Annotated in this window: 15 protein-coding genes; 11 read left to right on the top strand and 4 right to left on the bottom strand. The window is 66.1% G+C overall.

All coding sequences use genetic code 11. The features are described from left to right. Window positions 1-38: 38 nt before the first annotated feature. Both A9973_RS30575 and purT read right to left on the bottom strand, forming a co-directional pair. Complete coding sequence (locus tag A9973_RS30575; RefSeq protein WP_105555912.1) at window positions 39-584, bottom strand: GbsR/MarR family transcriptional regulator; 546 nt, start codon at window positions 582-584, stop codon at window positions 39-41. Window positions 585-899: 315 nt separating this feature from the next. After that, a complete protein-coding gene (gene purT, locus A9973_RS30570) occupies window positions 900-2,117 on the bottom strand; it encodes a formate-dependent phosphoribosylglycinamide formyltransferase (protein WP_183011885.1) in 1,218 nt (405 codons plus the stop codon). Between the two features lie 104 nt (window positions 2,118-2,221). Here purT and A9973_RS30565 point away from each other — a divergent pair, with 104 nt between their 5' ends. The 9 genes from A9973_RS30565 to A9973_RS30525 all read left to right on the top strand — a co-directional run bounded on the left by A9973_RS30565 (window position 2,222) and on the right by A9973_RS30525 (window position 9,759). Next, a complete protein-coding gene (locus A9973_RS30565) occupies window positions 2,222-3,211 on the top strand; it encodes an SIS domain-containing protein (protein WP_183011886.1) in 990 nt (329 codons plus the stop codon). Next, the gene (locus tag A9973_RS30560) at window positions 3,208-3,816 is read left to right on the top strand and encodes an HAD family hydrolase (RefSeq protein WP_183011887.1); all 609 of its coding nucleotides are present in this window, start codon (window positions 3,208-3,210) and stop codon (window positions 3,814-3,816) included. The genes A9973_RS30565 and A9973_RS30560 overlap by 4 nt, the downstream gene beginning before the upstream one ends. Before the next feature lie 37 nt (window positions 3,817-3,853). Continuing rightward, on the top strand, window positions 3,854-4,486 hold the full coding sequence (lptC, locus tag A9973_RS30555; protein ID WP_183011888.1) for an LPS export ABC transporter periplasmic protein LptC: 633 nt from the start codon (window positions 3,854-3,856) through the stop codon (window positions 4,484-4,486). Beyond that, a complete protein-coding gene (lptA, locus tag A9973_RS30550) occupies window positions 4,483-5,133 on the top strand; it encodes a lipopolysaccharide transport periplasmic protein LptA (RefSeq protein WP_183011889.1) in 651 nt (216 codons plus the stop codon). The genes lptC and lptA overlap by 4 nt, the downstream gene beginning before the upstream one ends. 33 nt (window positions 5,134-5,166) lie before the next feature. Next, on the top strand, window positions 5,167-5,961 hold the full coding sequence (lptB, locus tag A9973_RS30545) for an LPS export ABC transporter ATP-binding protein (RefSeq protein WP_183011890.1): 795 nt from the start codon (window positions 5,167-5,169) through the stop codon (window positions 5,959-5,961). A 221-nt stretch (window positions 5,962-6,182) separates the two neighbouring features. Continuing rightward, on the top strand, window positions 6,183-6,521 hold the full coding sequence (gene hpf / locus A9973_RS30540; protein ID WP_006216296.1) for a ribosome hibernation-promoting factor, HPF/YfiA family: 339 nt from the start codon (window positions 6,183-6,185) through the stop codon (window positions 6,519-6,521). A 379-nt stretch (window positions 6,522-6,900) separates the two neighbouring features. Next, window positions 6,901-7,356, top strand: coding sequence for a PTS sugar transporter subunit IIA (locus A9973_RS30535; protein WP_183011891.1), 456 nt, complete (start codon window positions 6,901-6,903; stop codon window positions 7,354-7,356). A gap of 20 nt (window positions 7,357-7,376) precedes the next feature. Further along, a complete protein-coding gene (gene hprK, locus A9973_RS30530; RefSeq protein WP_006216298.1) occupies window positions 7,377-8,303 on the top strand; it encodes an HPr(Ser) kinase/phosphatase in 927 nt (308 codons plus the stop codon). A 22-nt stretch (window positions 8,304-8,325) separates the two neighbouring features. Further along, window positions 8,326-9,759, top strand: coding sequence for a PLP-dependent aminotransferase family protein (locus tag A9973_RS30525; protein WP_183011892.1), 1,434 nt, complete (start codon window positions 8,326-8,328; stop codon window positions 9,757-9,759). Window positions 9,760-9,777: 18 nt separating this feature from the next. Here A9973_RS30525 and A9973_RS30520 read toward each other — a convergent pair whose 3' ends face one another. Together A9973_RS30520 and A9973_RS30515 are read right to left on the bottom strand one after the other, a co-directional pair. Then, window positions 9,778-11,061 (bottom strand): cytochrome c, encoded by a 1,284-nt coding sequence (locus A9973_RS30520; protein WP_183011893.1) that lies wholly within the window; start codon window positions 11,059-11,061, stop codon window positions 9,778-9,780. A 12-nt stretch (window positions 11,062-11,073) separates the two neighbouring features. Continuing rightward, window positions 11,074-11,832, bottom strand: coding sequence for a c-type cytochrome (locus A9973_RS30515; protein ID WP_183011894.1), 759 nt, complete (start codon window positions 11,830-11,832; stop codon window positions 11,074-11,076). A gap of 184 nt (window positions 11,833-12,016) precedes the next feature. On the opposite strand from A9973_RS30515, the gene rapZ reads away from it, so the two are divergent. Then, complete coding sequence (gene rapZ / locus A9973_RS30510; RefSeq protein ID WP_183012271.1) at window positions 12,017-12,889, top strand: RNase adapter RapZ; 873 nt, start codon at window positions 12,017-12,019, stop codon at window positions 12,887-12,889. Next, window positions 12,886-13,845: a septal ring lytic transglycosylase RlpA family protein gene (locus tag A9973_RS30505; protein ID WP_183011895.1), complete on the top strand. Its 960-nt coding sequence runs from the start codon at window positions 12,886-12,888 to the stop codon at window positions 13,843-13,845. The genes rapZ and A9973_RS30505 overlap by 4 nt, the downstream gene beginning before the upstream one ends. Window positions 13,846-13,851 lie beyond the last annotated feature (6 nt).

Here is a 13,851-nt window from a genome sequence, read left to right as displayed (position 1 = left end):
CATAGAGGTTTCCTGAAAAATCGGGGCGCATGGGCAACTTAGCCCTTGCCCCGCAATTTGCCGGCGAAGCCCAGCACTTTCTGCACTTGCGAACCCAGTCGCATGAGCTTTTGCACCGTCTCCGGGGGCAGGCGTTGAACCTCATCGAACCATCCGGAAGACAGTTCGATGAGCTCCAGCATTTCGGTCATGCGCTGTTGCGCGTAGGCGTCGTTGGGCCCCGACGGGGTCTCCAGCAGGGTGTCGCGCAGCAGGGTGAGCGTGGGGTTGATTTCGCGTTTGCGCTTTTCTTCCATCAGGATGCGGAAGATCTCCCAGACGTCTTTGGGCGTCTCGAAGTAGTCGCGGCGGTCGCCAACTTGATGGATCAGCTTGACCAGCCGCCAGGACTGCAGCTCTTTCAGCCCCAGGCTGACGTTCGAACGCGAAAACCCCAAGGTCTCGGCGATATCGTCGGCATTCAGCGGATCGGGGTGCAGGAACAGCAAGGCGTAGATCTGGCCGACGGTGCGGTTCACGCCCCAACGGCTGCCCATTTCGCCGAAATGCAGCACGAAACGTTCGTTTTGAGGAGTGAGAACCATGAGTTATCGGCGCCAGCGGGTCAGGAGCGTGGCTTGGCTGATATACCCGTTGGGTTGATATATACAGTTACACCGCTTTCAGTAATTCCTGAAATTATCGAACAAACTGTGCGAAAGCGCAAACCATACTGCCGGTAGGGGCAATGGCGCAAGTCTCGCCCTCACGGGGCGCAACGACTGACCCGACACCGTGCGCGCCTGAGGTGGCCGGAGACGGCTGCCCCAATGCAAACAGCCACCGGCCGTGAGGCGGGTGGCTGCGAAAGGGCGCGCGCCCCGGCGGAAATCAAAAAGGGACGGATTTGTCCGACAGTGTCAGCCGGCCTTGACCGAGACCGCGGCGGACACGCGCTTGGCCTTGGCCCGGGCGGTGGCCACGTCGTCGGCCACGGCCAGACCCACGCCCATGCGGCGCTTGACGAAGGATTCCGGCTTGCCGAACAGGCGGATGTCGGTGCCGGGTTCGGCCAGCGCCTCGGCCACGTTGTGGAACGACACGGCGGCGGCATCCACCCCGCCGTAGACGACGCTGCTGGCGCCCGGCTGACGCAAGCGGGTATCCACCGGCAGCCCCAGCAGCGCGCGGGCGTGCAGTTCGAATTCGTTCTGAGCCTGGGTGATCATGGTGACCATCCCCGTATCGTGCGGGCGCGGGCTGACTTCAGAGAACCAGACCTGGTCGCCGGCCACGAAGAGCTCGACGCCGAAGATGCCCAGCCCGCCCAGATCGGCCGTGACGGCCAGGGCGATTTCCCGGGCGCGGTCCAGCGCGGCGGGCGACATGGGGTGTGGCTGCCAGCTTTCGACGTAGTCGCCGTCGACCTGCTTGTGGCCGATGGGCTCGCAATAGCGGGTCTCGACTTGGCCGTCGGCGCCGCGGGCGCGGACGGTCAACAGCGTGATTTCGTAGTCGAAGCGGATGAAGCCTTCGACGATGGCCCGGCCGCCGCCCACGCGGCCGCCTTCCTGGGCGTAGCGCCAGGATTGCGCCACATCGTCCGCGCTTTTGATCACCGACTGGCCTTTGCCCGACGAGGACATGACTGGCTTGATGACGCAGGGGTAGCCGATGCCGCCGTCGATGGCGGCGCGCAATTCCGCCTCGGAATCAACGAATTTGTAGGGGGACGTGGGCAGGCCCAGGGTCTCGGCCGCCAGGCGGCGGATGCCCTCGCGGTTCATGGTCAATTGGGCTGCGCGGGCGGTCGGGGTGACGCGCGCCACGCCGGCCGCTTCCAGCTCCACCAGCAAACTGGTGGCAATAGCCTCGATTTCGGGGACAATAACGTGCGGCCGTTCCTGTTCGATGATCTTCTTCAGGGCGTCCGCGTCGGTCATCGAGACCACATGCGCCCGGTGCGCCACCTGATGGCCGGGCGCATCGGCGTACCGGTCCACCGCGATGACTTCCACGCCCAGCCTCTGCAGGGCAATGATGACCTCTTTACCCAATTCGCCGGATCCGAGCAGCATGACTCGGGTGGCCAGGGGGGACAGGGGCGTGCCAAGGACGGGGCTGGAAATGCTGGACATGGAGCGGGCCTGGATAGAAGGATTGAAAGCCGTTGAAAACAGCCGCCAGGATGCCATACGCCCCTGCTGGGGGCAAACCCGCATACTGATATTAAAATCCCTGCATGACTGATCATCCCACTACATCGTCCGATACCGCGCTGGCATCTGCGCGGAGAACGCTGCAAATCGAAAGTCAGGGTCTGCTGGACCTGTCCGCCCGGCTGGACGACGCCTTCACCCAGGTCGTCGCCCTGCTGCTGGCGTGTCGTGGCCGCGTGGTCGTCACCGGCATCGGCAAGACCGGCCATATCGCCCGCAAGATCGCGGCGACGTTCGCCTCGACCGGCACGCCCGCCTTCTTCGTGCACGCCGCGGAAGCCGTCCATGGCGACCTGGGCATGATCACGCAGGACGATGTCGTCATCGCCATCTCGTATTCGGGCGCGGGCCAGGAACTCCTGACGATCCTGCCCGTGGCGCGCCGCATGGGCGCCAAGCTGGTGGCCATGACCGGCAATCCGCAATCGGAACTGGCCTTGCTGGCCGACGTGCACCTGGACGGCAGCGTGGCCCAGGAGGCCTGCCCGCTGAACCTGGCGCCCACCGCCAGCACCACGGCTGCGCTGGCCCTGGGCGACGCCCTCGCCGTCGCCTGCCTGGAAGCCCGCGGCTTCGGCCCGCAGGATTTCGCGCGGTCGCATCCGGGCGGCGCCCTTGGCCGCCGCCTGCTGACCCACGTGCGCGACGTGATGCGCCAGGGCAACGCCCTGCCGATCGTGCTGGCGGGTACCCCGGTGTCTCAGGCGCTGGAAGTCATGTCCGCCAAAGGCATGGGCATGACGGTCGTGACCGACGCGCAGCGCCGCCCGCTGGGCATCTTCACCGACGGCGACTTGCGCCGCCTGATCGCCCGGCACGGCGATATCCGCAGTCTGACCGTGGAGGCGGGCATGACCCGGTCGCCACGCAGCATCAACCCCGACGCGCTTGCCGTCGAGGCCGCCCAGCAGATGGACGAACAACGGCTCAACCATATGCTGGTGCTGGACAATGACGGCGCGCTGCTCGGCGCCTTGCACATGCACGATCTGATGGCCGCTAAAGTGGTATGACTATGAATCTTCCTGCTTCCGTGACTCACCCGGCCGAAGCGCTGGTCCTTGCCCGAATCCCCGCCCCCGTGCGCGAGCGCGCCGCGGCCGTGCGCCTGATGGTATTCGACGTCGACGGCGTGCTGACCGACGGCAGCCTCTACTACGGCGAAAACGGCGAACTGCAGAAGCGCTTCAATGCGCTGGACGGCCACGGCCTGCGCCTGCTGATGGAAGGCGGGCTGAAGGTGGCGCTGATGACGGGCCGCTCCGGCCCCATCGTGGCGCGCCGCGCCGCGGAACTGGGCATCGCGGAAGTCATGCAGGGCGTGCGCGACAAGGGTTCGGCCCTGGCAGAACTTGCGCAGCGCAACGGTGTCCAACTGAACCAGACCGGCTATATGGGCGATGACGTCATCGACCTGCCGGCCATGCAGCGCGCGGGCTTCGCCGTCAGCGTGCCGAACGCGCCCGGCTATGTCAGCCAGGCGGCGCATTGGATCTCGACGCAATCGGGCGGCAACGGCGCGGTGCGCGAATGCTGCGACCTGCTGCTGGCCTCGCAGGGACGCCTGGGCGCGTTCCTGGCGGCGCCCGGCTTGCTGGGCCCCGGCGCCATCCAATGACCCTTTTGAATACGCACACGCCTTTGCGGCGAATCTGATGAAAGAACGCTTCCCTTCACTGATCGCGCTGTTCCTCCTGCTGGTGCTGGTCACCAGTTCGTGGTGGGCGGCCGATTACGCGCAGCGCGCCATCCAGGTGGACCCGCCGCGCCGCATCACCCACGAGATGGACGCGTGGTCGCGCGACTTCGTGATGCTGCGCACCGATCCCACGGGGCGCCCGATCAACCGGCTGGAAGGCGAATACGCCGAACACTTTCCGGACGACGACTCCTATCACATCACCTCGCCACGCGCGGTGGGCCAGCGCGAAGCCAACCCGATCACGGTGGGCGTCTCGAAGACCGCCGTGATGGAGCAAGGCGGCAAGCGCATCGTCATGAACGGCGACGCCCACGTGCATCGCCAGCCCGACGCCAACAACGACGTGCTGGACGTGCGCAGCCAGCAACTGATCATCATGCCCGACGAAGACGTGGTGTTCACCGACCTGCCCGCCGAAGTGATCAAGGGCCGTTCGCGCATGAACGGCAAGGGCATGCACTACAACAACAAAACACGCCAATTGCAGGTATTCGCGTCAACGGACGTCGAGATCGCCGGTTCCGAAGGCAAGCAACAGCGCCAGACCGAGATACCCGCCAACAACTCTGACCAGAAGAAACCATGACCGACCTCCGGATTCTCCTTGCCCCGACGACCCGCCTGCTCGGCGCGGTCCTGCTGACGGCTTCGGTGCTTGCGCCGGCGCACGCGCAGGACGCCGCGCCCAAGCCCGCGGCCGGCGCCAGCAAGGCGGCGACCCCCGCCGAGGAGCCCAGCACGCTGATCCTGTCGGACACTCTGCACTATGACGACGTGAAAAAACAAAGCGTCTTCACGGGCAACGTCAACATGACGCGCGGCCTGATGACGCTGACCTCCGATACGCTGGAAATGCACGAGGACGCCCAGGGCGGCCAGTACGGCACGGCCACCGCCACCAAAGGCAAGGTCGTGACCATCCGCCAGGAACGCCCCGACACGTTCGAACTGATCGAAGGCAAGGGCCTGCGCGCCGAATACGACGGCACCAAGAGCACCTTCGACCTGATCGGCCAAGCCGTGGTGGTCCGTTACGTCTGTGGCAAACCGTTCGACACGATTCGCGGCGAACGGGTACGCTACAACGAGAAAACCGGCACCTACGAAGCCCAGGGCGGCCCCAATTCCGCCGCCGCCGGCGGACGGGTCCGCTCGGTCGCGGAACCGCGCGCCAAGTCGGATGCGGCAGTCGCCGAATGCCGCAAGCAGCAAGCCGCCAAGAAAGGGCGTTAACCCGCCCCCCATGCCACACCACTCGCAGCCACGATGAACCAACCCTCTGTGCCGACACCCGTGACCTCCACCCCCTCGGGGGTCAAGCAGGGCAGCCTGCGCGCAACCGGTTTGCGCAAGACCTATAACGGCCGGACCGTGGTGCAGGACGTGTCCCTGTCCGTGGTCAGCGGCGAAGTCGTCGGCCTGCTGGGCCCCAACGGCGCCGGCAAGACCACCAGTTTCTACATGATCGTGGGCCTGGTGCCCGCGGACGCCGGCCGCATCGAAATCGACGGCTCCGTCATCACGGCGATGCCGATCCACAAGCGCGCGCGCATGGGCCTGTCGTACCTGCCGCAGGACGCCTCCGTGTTCCGCCGCCTGACGGTCGAGCAGAACATCCGCGCCGTGCTGGAACTGCAGGTCGGCGCGGACGGACGCCCGCTGTCCACGCCCAAGATCAACGAGCAGATGGAGTCCTTGCTGGAAGAGCTCCAGATCGGCCACATCCGCAGCAATGCCGCGATTTCGCTGTCGGGCGGCGAACGCCGCCGCGTGGAAATCGCGCGCGCGCTGGCCACCAGCCCGCGCTTCATCCTGCTGGACGAGCCCTTCGCCGGCGTGGACCCCATCGCCGTCATCGAAATCCAGCGCATCGTCCGCTTCCTGAAGGGCCGCGGCATCGGCGTGCTGATCACCGACCACAACGTGCGCGAAACGCTGGGCATCTGCGACCGCGCCTACATCATCAGCGAGGGCAAGGTGCTGACCGACGGCCACCCCGACGAAATCGTGGGCGATCCGGCCGTGCGCCGCGTCTATCTGGGCGAGCACTTCCGCATGTAACAGGCACCTTGGGGAAGACCCCTAGCCCCCTGCGGGCAAGGGGGGATACGCCCCAGGGACTCCGCCATAAAAATGCCATGTTCTTGCGCTAGGTCAGCTTGTTTTATCGGCCCGAGTCTATACACTAGTACTTAACGAAGCCACCCAATCAAGGAGAACGCCTAACGACCTCATCGCGCATTTTGCGCACCCATTTTTCTCTTTTAGAAGGAGAGCACACTATGAACCTGAGCATCTGCGGTCGTCACCTCGACGTCACCCCGGCAATCCGGGAATATGTCATGAACAAATTGGCGCGAGTGCTGCGGCATTTCGATCACGTCATCGATACCCAGGTCATGCTCTCAGTAGAGCCCCTGCGGCATAGAGCCGAAATCACCATGCGTCTAAGCGGTAAGGACATTCATTGTGAAGCAACCGATGAAAACCTCTATGCAGCCATAGACCTTCTTGCTGACAAAGTCGACCGTCAGGTCATCAAGCACAAGGACAAGGTACGAAGTCACTCAGCGGAGTCCGTGAAGCGGCAAGCGGCGAGCCTCTCGCCACCCCAGCAGTAATGCGCTTCATGACCACTCGCCCTGGGCGATCAAGCTAAACAGCGATTGTAAAAATCCTGCCTAAGTCCCGGTGTCCCGCTAGACGTCAGTCCAGCCGGGGCATCGGCAAACTCCCCGCACTGCCCCCCTCCTGGCATCACCCCCACCCCAAGCTTTGTCCCTGAATTTCCGGTTTCGCCGGAGAAGCGTCGTTGCGTCGTGGATTTCCCGGCTTTTCGCGCCCAAACGGCTTTTGAAGGCGGCGTTGGCCCCCGGAATGCCCACAATGCGGCGCGATCAGTCTATGCTGTCGCTCTTGCCGTGCTGTCGTCCGCCCACACAATGGGCGCGGCGCGAGGCCAATTTATTGCACTGCGTCATATAACCATATAATGATCCGATGAATCATTTGTCGCGCATCCTACCCGCCGGCAACGTCGTGCTCGAAATGCTCGCAACGAGCAAGAAACGTGCGTTCGAACAAGCTGGCCTTCTTTTTGAAAACAACCATGGCTTGGCACGCGCGCTCGTGTTCGACAGCCTGTTTGCCCGGGAACGTCTAGGCTCCACTGCCCTTGGGCAGGGCGTTGCCGTTCCCCACGGCCGCGTGAAGGGGTTGGAGCAGGCGCTGGCGGCATTCATCCGCCTGGCCCAGCCCATCACCTTCGACGCGCCCGACGGGCAACCGGTGTCGATGCTGCTCTGCCTGCTGGTGCCGGAAACGGCCACCCAGCAGCACCTGGACATCCTGGCCGAACTCGCTCAACTCATGTCCAACAAGGCATTGCGCGAGGCCCTGGCCACGGAGGCCGACCCGGCCATCGTCCACAAGATGCTCACGACCGGCCAACTCTGACCCTCCGCGGAAACGCTGCCATGCTCACGGTGCAGGAACTCGTCGACGACAACGCCGACAAAATCCCCTTCAACTGGATCTCTGGCCAAGGCGCCGCGGACCGCGCAATTCCCGATGACGGCATGGCGGCCGCCGACCTCGTCGGCCACTTGAACCTGATCCACCCGTCGCGCATCCAGGTGTTCGGGCAGGAAGAACTGGCGTACTACACGCGGTTCGACCTGCGCCGCCGCATGCACCACATGGACGAGCTGCTGATTGGCGGCGTGCCGGCCATTCTGCTGGCCGACGGGCTGACGCCGCCGCAAGACCTGGTCGACCAATGCGACCAGCACCAGGTGCCGCTGCTGTCCACGCCGGTGGCCGCGGCCCAGTTGATCGACCTGCTGCGCATCTACCTGGGCAAGAAGCTTGCGCCCACCACCACCGTGCACGGCGTCTTCCTGGACGTGCTGGGCCTGGGCGTGCTGATCACCGGCGAATCCGGCCTGGGCAAAAGCGAACTGGCGCTGGAACTGATTTCGCGCGGACACGGCCTGGTGGCCGACGACGCCGTGGAATTCTCGCGCACCGCCCCCAACATGATCGAAGGCCACTGCCCGCAGTTGCTGCAGAACCTGCTGGAAGTGCGCGGCCTGGGCTTGCTCGATATCCGCACCATCTTCGGCGAGACCTCGGTGCGCCGGAAGATGCGCCTGAAGCTGATCGTGCATCTGGTGCGCGCCACCGCGCAAGACAAGTTCGAGCGCCTGCCCCTGCAAGACATCACGCAAGACATGCTGGGCCTGCCCGTGCGCAAGGTGATGCTGCAAGTGGCCGCCGGCCGCAACCTGGCGGTCCTGGTCGAAGCCGCCGTGCGCAACACGATACTCAAGCTGCGCGGCATCGACACGCTGGGCGAGTTCATGGAACGCCAAGCCATGGCGATCCTGCAAAGCAGCAAATGAACGCGCGTCGCCACGCGTCACCGTGAGCCTGTACGAAACCCTGGCCGCCGAAATCGCCAAGTCGATCGCGGACGGCGTGCTGCGCGTGGGCGACAAACTGCCGTCCGTGCGCGATGCCTGCGCATCCCGAGGCGTCAGCCCCTCCACGGTGTTCCAGGCGTACTACCTGCTTGAAGCGCGCGGCCTGATCCGCGCCCAGCCGCGCTCGGGCTACTACGTGCACGCCCCGGCCGAATCCCTGCCCCCCGAACCCGGCCCGTCAAGCCCCGGCGGCGAGTCCACCGAACTCGCGATCAGCGAACGCATCTTCGATATCCTGGGCTCGGTGCGCAACCGCGATGTGACGCCGTTGGGGTCCGCGTTCCCCTCGCCGCTGCTGTTTCCGCTGGCGCGCCTGGCGCAGGCGATGGCCGTGCACCTGAAACGCCACGATCCGCTGGACACCGTCGAAGACCTGAGCCCCGGCAATCCCGCCCTGCGCCGGCAGATCGCCCTGCGCTACCTGATCGGCGGCATCAACGTGCCCGCCAGCGATATCGTCGTGACCAACGGCGCGCTGGAAGCACTGAACTTGTGCCTGCAAGCGGTCACGCAGCCGGGCGACACCGTGATGGTCGAAGCGCCCACGTTCTACGGCGCGTTGCAGGCGCTTGAAAGGCAGGGTCTGAAGGCGCTGGAAGTGCCGACGCATCCGCGCACCGGCATCGATCTGGACGCCATGGAAGCCGCCATCCAGCGGCACGCCCCCAAAGCCTGCTGGCTGATGACGCAATTCCAGAATCCGCTGGGCTGCCTGATGCCGGACGACAAGAAGCGGCAGTTGGTCGAATTGCTGGCGCGCCACGGCATTCCGCTGATCGAAGACGACGTCTACGGCGAACTATATTTCGGCGCCGCGCGGCCGGTACCCGCCAAGGCCTACGACAAGCAGGGGCTGGTGCTGCATTGCTCATCGTTTTCGAAATGCCTGGCGCCCGGCTACCGCATCGGCTGGGCTTCGGCCGGCCGCTACGCGCAGCGCGTCCAGCGCTTGAAGCTGACATCCACGCTGTCCGCCTCCGGCCCCGCGCAGGGCGCGATCGCCGAATACCTGGAACAGGGCGGCTACGACCGCCATCTGCGCCGGCTGCGCGAAACGCTGCAATCGCAGCAAGAACGCATGGCCGATGCGATTGCGCGCGAATTCCCTGCCGGCACGCGCGTGACGCGTCCGCAAGGGGGATTTTTCCTGTGGCTGGAGTTGCCTGCGGCAGTGGATGCGCTGGCCTTGCATCGCGATGCGCTGGCGCGCGGCATCAGCGTGGCGCCGGGTCCGATATTTTCCGCAAGCGGCCAGTTCACCAGCGCCTTGCGCCTGAACTACGGCCACCCCTGGGACGCGGCCCACGACACGGCCATTCGCGTGCTGGGCGAACTGGCGCGGCAGGCTTCTTCGCGGGCAACCCGGCCGCGCTAGCGCGACATCAGCGCAACGTCAGTTCAGCGTCGACGCAGCGCGCGCCCGCTTGACCTCAAGCGCGGTGACGCCGCCGGCCTCGTTGCCCCAACTGTTGCGCAGGTAGGACACCAGCATGGCGATGTCGTTGTCATTCAAGATCTGCCCGAACGGCGGCATGCCGTGAGGCCGGGGATTGGCGGCCGTCGCCGGCGCATAGCCGCCGTCCAGCACCATCCGGATCACGTTGAGCGGCGACGGCGCCGTCACCGTGGGGTTGCCGGCCAGCGCGGGCCAGGCCGTGCCGCTTCCCTCGCCTTTCGACTGATGGCATTGCGCGCATTGCTGTTCATAGATCTTGCTGCCCAGTTCCATCGCGGCCGGCGCCGCCGCCACCTTCGGCCTCGGCGTGGAAGCCGGCGTGGCGGGCAGCGTCTTGATGTAGACGCCGATCGCCAACGCGTCGTCGTCCGTCAGGTGCTGCGTGCTGCCCAGCACCACTTCGGCCATCGGGCCGCTGGCGCTGGAATGCGCGGAAATGCCCGTCTTGAGCAAGGCCGCGATATCGGCCGCCGTCCAGCGGCCCATGCCCGTCTGCATGTCGTTGGTGAGCGGCGGCGCGTACCAGTCCAGCACCGGGATGACGCCGCCGGTCAATGATTCCGACGCGCGCGTCGCGCCCAAGCTGTTGCGCGGCGTATGGCAAGCGGCGCAATGCCCCAGGCCTTCGACCAGATAACGCCCGCGGTTCCATTGCACCGACTGCCCGGCGTCGGTCTCCTGCACGCCGGGTTTGAAGTACAGCGCGCGCCACGCGGCCAGCAATGCGCGCTGGTCGTAGGGAAACTCCATTTCTGGCGGGCGGTTGGGCTGGCTGACGGGCGCCACGCTGCGCAGATAGGCATACAGCGCGTCGGCGTCGGCGCGCGTGACGCGCGTGTATTCCGTGTACGGGAAGGCCGGATACAGCAGCGTGCCGTCTTTCGACTTGCCGTTGTGCAGCGCCTGCCAGAAGTCGTCGGCGGTCCAGGTGCCGATGCCTGTTTTGTCGTCGGGGGTGATGTTCGGGCCGAACACGGTGCCGAACGGTGTCGGGATCGGCGTGCCACCCGCCAGCGCCTTGCCGCCACGGCTGGTATGGCAGGCCATGCAGTTGCCCGCCAGCGCCAGGTAGCGTCCGCGCTCGATCAGCGTGGAGGCATCGGCGGACGCCGCGGCGGGCCCGGTGCTGGCGTCGTCGCGCGTGCCCAGCCAATACAGGATGCCCACGGCGGCAACCACCGCCAACAGCAATACGCAGAGGATCTTCTTCAGCAGTTTCATCGGGGCCCCCTGTCAGCGTTGCGCCTGGCTGCCGCACTCGGCGGGCAGGCGCAGCGATCCGGCGGCCTCGGGCGCATAGGGCTCGACGACCGGCTGCGACGACAACCACGCCGCCAGGGCGCCGATGTCGGCGGGGGTGAGCTTGTCGGCGATGTCCGCCATGCAGTCCGGCGCAGCGGCGTGACGCAGCCCGTTCTTCCAGCTGCCGATCTGCGATCCGATGTAGTCGCGGGGCAGACCCAGCAGGCCGGGAATGGCCGGCATCAGGCCGCCAAGGGCGGTGCCGTGGCAGGCGGCACAGGCGGGCAGGCCGCGGGCGGCGTCGCCATGCAAGGCCAGCGCGCGCCCGGCTTCCATCGTGGCGCCCGATACCGGCGCACGCGCTGGCGGCAGATACGGCACATGCTGCCCGGAGAAATACGCGGCCATCTCGCGCAGGTAGTCGTCGGGCAAGCCGGCCAGCAGATGCGCCATGGGGCGGTACTGGCGACGGTCATCGCGGAAATTCAGCAGTTGGTGATAGAGGTATTCCTGCGGCTTGCCCGCCAGGCGCGGGTAGTAGCCGTCAGAGCCGGCCTTGCCCTGCGCCCCATGACAGGCCGTACAGGCCGCGACCCGGGCCGCCATGGTGTCGGGGCGCAAGGTGTCCTGGGCCGCCGGCTGCGCCAGCGCGGACGTTGCCATAAAGGCAACAACGGCTGCCGCCATCACGCGGAAAATCGCCCCAAACCGCGGCAGTGAAACACTACAAAACGAAATGAGGGCTAACATCTAGGTCGAATTCCAATCCCCCGAAACGCATGACGGCGGGGCGCGTAAGTGAATCGATCAAGTATCCGGGCCCAAGCTTACGCCAGGGCCACCGAAACGGTACAGGCGCAGATTCCCAGTTTACGGCCATATCAGATGCCATCCCGCCGGCATCGTCCTGGAAAAGCGTGCCACAATCATGTCCATGTTGAAAGTCGTCCTTGTCACCGGTATCTCTGGCTCAGGCAAATCGGTCGCCCTGCGCATGCTCGAGGATGCCAGCTACACCTGCGTCGACAACCTGCCCGTCCGGTTCCTGACCGAATTCATCGCCAACGCGCGGGATGACGGCCTGGAGCGCGTCGCGGTGGCCATCGACGTGCGGTCCCCGGGCGAACTGGCGGAACTGCCCGACGTGGTCACGGCGCTGCGCGCCATGGGCACCAGCCTGCGCGTGGTCTTCCTGGACGCCAACACCTCGACGCTGGTGCAACGCTACTCCGAATCCCGCCGCCGCCATCCGCTGACCGACCGCCTGCAGCGCGGCGGCACCCCGCCGTCGCTCACCGACTGCATCGCGCTGGAGCGCGAACTGCTGGCGCCGCTGCGCGAGCAAGAGCATGTGATCGACACGTCTGACCTGACGCCCGGCCAGCTGCGCGCCTGGGTCCGCGACCTGATCCAGGCGGACCGCGCGCCGCTGGTGCTGACGTTCGAATCCTTCGCCTACAAGCGCGGCGTGCCTGGCGACGCCGACCTGGTGTTCGATGTGCGCTGCCTGCCCAACCCGCATTACGACCGCAACCTGCGTCCGCTGACCGGCCGCGACGAACCCGTGGCCGCATGGCTGGCCGGGTACGAGCAGGTCGGGCAGATGATCGACGACATCGCCGGCTTCCTGAACCGCTGGCTGCCGCAGTACACGCAAGACACCCGCAACTACCTGACCGTGGCGATCGGCTGCACGGGCGGCCAGCACCGCTCGGTCTATGTCGTCGAACAATTGGCGCTGCGCTTCGCCGACCACGATCCCCTGCTGGTGCGCCACCGCAACCAATTGCCCGCCGAATCCGCATGACCCTGTCCCGCCCGCTCCACCTGATCCTGATGCTGTTCCTGGCCATTGCCGTGGCGGGATGCTCTTCCAGCGGTGGACGTAAAAAGGGCGGCGGCTATTACAAGGACGACGGCCCGGACGCCAACCCGCCGTCCAACCTGGACCAGGTGCCCGACGCGGTGCCACGCATCGAACCCTACGCCAGCGGCGCCAACCGGCCCTACGTGGTGTTCGGCCAGCGCTATGTGCCAGACACCAGCGGCCAGCCGTACAAGCAGCGCGGCACGGCGTCCTGGTATGGCAAGAAATTCCACGGCAACTCCACGTCCATCGGCGAGTCCTACGACATGTACGCCATGACGGCCGCCCACACGACGCTGCCGATCCCGAGCTATGCGCGCGTCACGAGCCTGGTCAACGGCAAGACGATCGTCGTGCGCGTGAACGACCGCGGGCCGTTCCATAGCGACCGGATCATGGACCTGTCGTACGTCGCGGCGTACAAGCTGGGCATCATCGGGCCGGGCAGCGGGCAGGTGGTCGTAGAGAGCATTCCGCAAGCCGAGATCCGCCGCCTGGCCTCGCAAGGCGCGCCGGCCGCGGCGCCGGAACCCGCATCGGCCACGGGCTCGATGCCCGTTCTGGCGCCGGTGGCCGCCCTGCCCGTCGCGCTGACCGCTGAACCGCTGCCGGGCCCCGCGCCCGGCTCGGCCCCGGTACGCCAGGCCCCGGTGGCCGGCGCAGGCAGCGTGTATCTGCAAGTGGGCGCCTTCAGCCAGCCGGCCAACGCGCAATCGCTGGTCGCCCGCATCAATTCGCAGTTGGGTGCGGCAGGCGCGCCGCCTGCTCAGGTAGAGCAATCCAACAACCTGTACCGGGTCAGGATCGGGCCCTACCCCGACCGGCAAAGCGCCTTGAACGCCGTGCAGCGGGTATCGGACCGCATCGGCATCCTGCCGAGCATCGCCACGCAATAAGCGCAG

It is taken from the genome of Achromobacter sp. UMC46 (assembly GCF_014170335.1).
Classification (GTDB): domain Bacteria; phylum Pseudomonadota; class Gammaproteobacteria; order Burkholderiales; family Burkholderiaceae_B; genus Achromobacter.
The sequence above is the reverse complement of the archived record's forward strand: the minus strand, read 5'-3'. Positions and strand labels throughout refer to the sequence as shown.

Coding starts and splice junctions, on each gene's coding strand:
- A9973_RS30565 (WP_183011886.1), top strand. CDS start 2,222: ATGACTGATCATCCCACTACATCGTCCGATACCGCGCTGGCATCTGCG.
- lptA (WP_183011889.1), top strand. CDS start 4,483: ATGACCGACCTCCGGATTCTCCTTGCCCCGACGACCCGCCTGCTCGGC.
- hprK (WP_006216298.1), top strand. CDS start 7,377: ATGCTCACGGTGCAGGAACTCGTCGACGACAACGCCGACAAAATCCCC.
- A9973_RS30520 (WP_183011893.1), bottom strand. CDS start 11,061: ATGAAACTGCTGAAGAAGATCCTCTGCGTATTGCTGTTGGCGGTGGTT.
- rapZ (WP_183012271.1), top strand. CDS start 12,017: ATGTTGAAAGTCGTCCTTGTCACCGGTATCTCTGGCTCAGGCAAATCG.
- A9973_RS30535 (WP_183011891.1), top strand. CDS start 6,901: ATGAATCATTTGTCGCGCATCCTACCCGCCGGCAACGTCGTGCTCGAA.
- A9973_RS30560 (WP_183011887.1), top strand. CDS start 3,208: ATGACTATGAATCTTCCTGCTTCCGTGACTCACCCGGCCGAAGCGCTG.
- A9973_RS30515 (WP_183011894.1), bottom strand. CDS start 11,832: ATGTTAGCCCTCATTTCGTTTTGTAGTGTTTCACTGCCGCGGTTTGGG.
- purT (WP_183011885.1), bottom strand. CDS start 2,117: ATGTCCAGCATTTCCAGCCCCGTCCTTGGCACGCCCCTGTCCCCCCTG.
- lptB (WP_183011890.1), top strand. CDS start 5,167: ATGAACCAACCCTCTGTGCCGACACCCGTGACCTCCACCCCCTCGGGG.
- lptC (WP_183011888.1), top strand. CDS start 3,854: ATGAAAGAACGCTTCCCTTCACTGATCGCGCTGTTCCTCCTGCTGGTG.
- A9973_RS30575 (WP_105555912.1), bottom strand. CDS start 584: ATGGTTCTCACTCCTCAAAACGAACGTTTCGTGCTGCATTTCGGCGAA.
- A9973_RS30505 (WP_183011895.1), top strand. CDS start 12,886: ATGACCCTGTCCCGCCCGCTCCACCTGATCCTGATGCTGTTCCTGGCC.
- hpf (WP_006216296.1), top strand. CDS start 6,183: ATGAACCTGAGCATCTGCGGTCGTCACCTCGACGTCACCCCGGCAATC.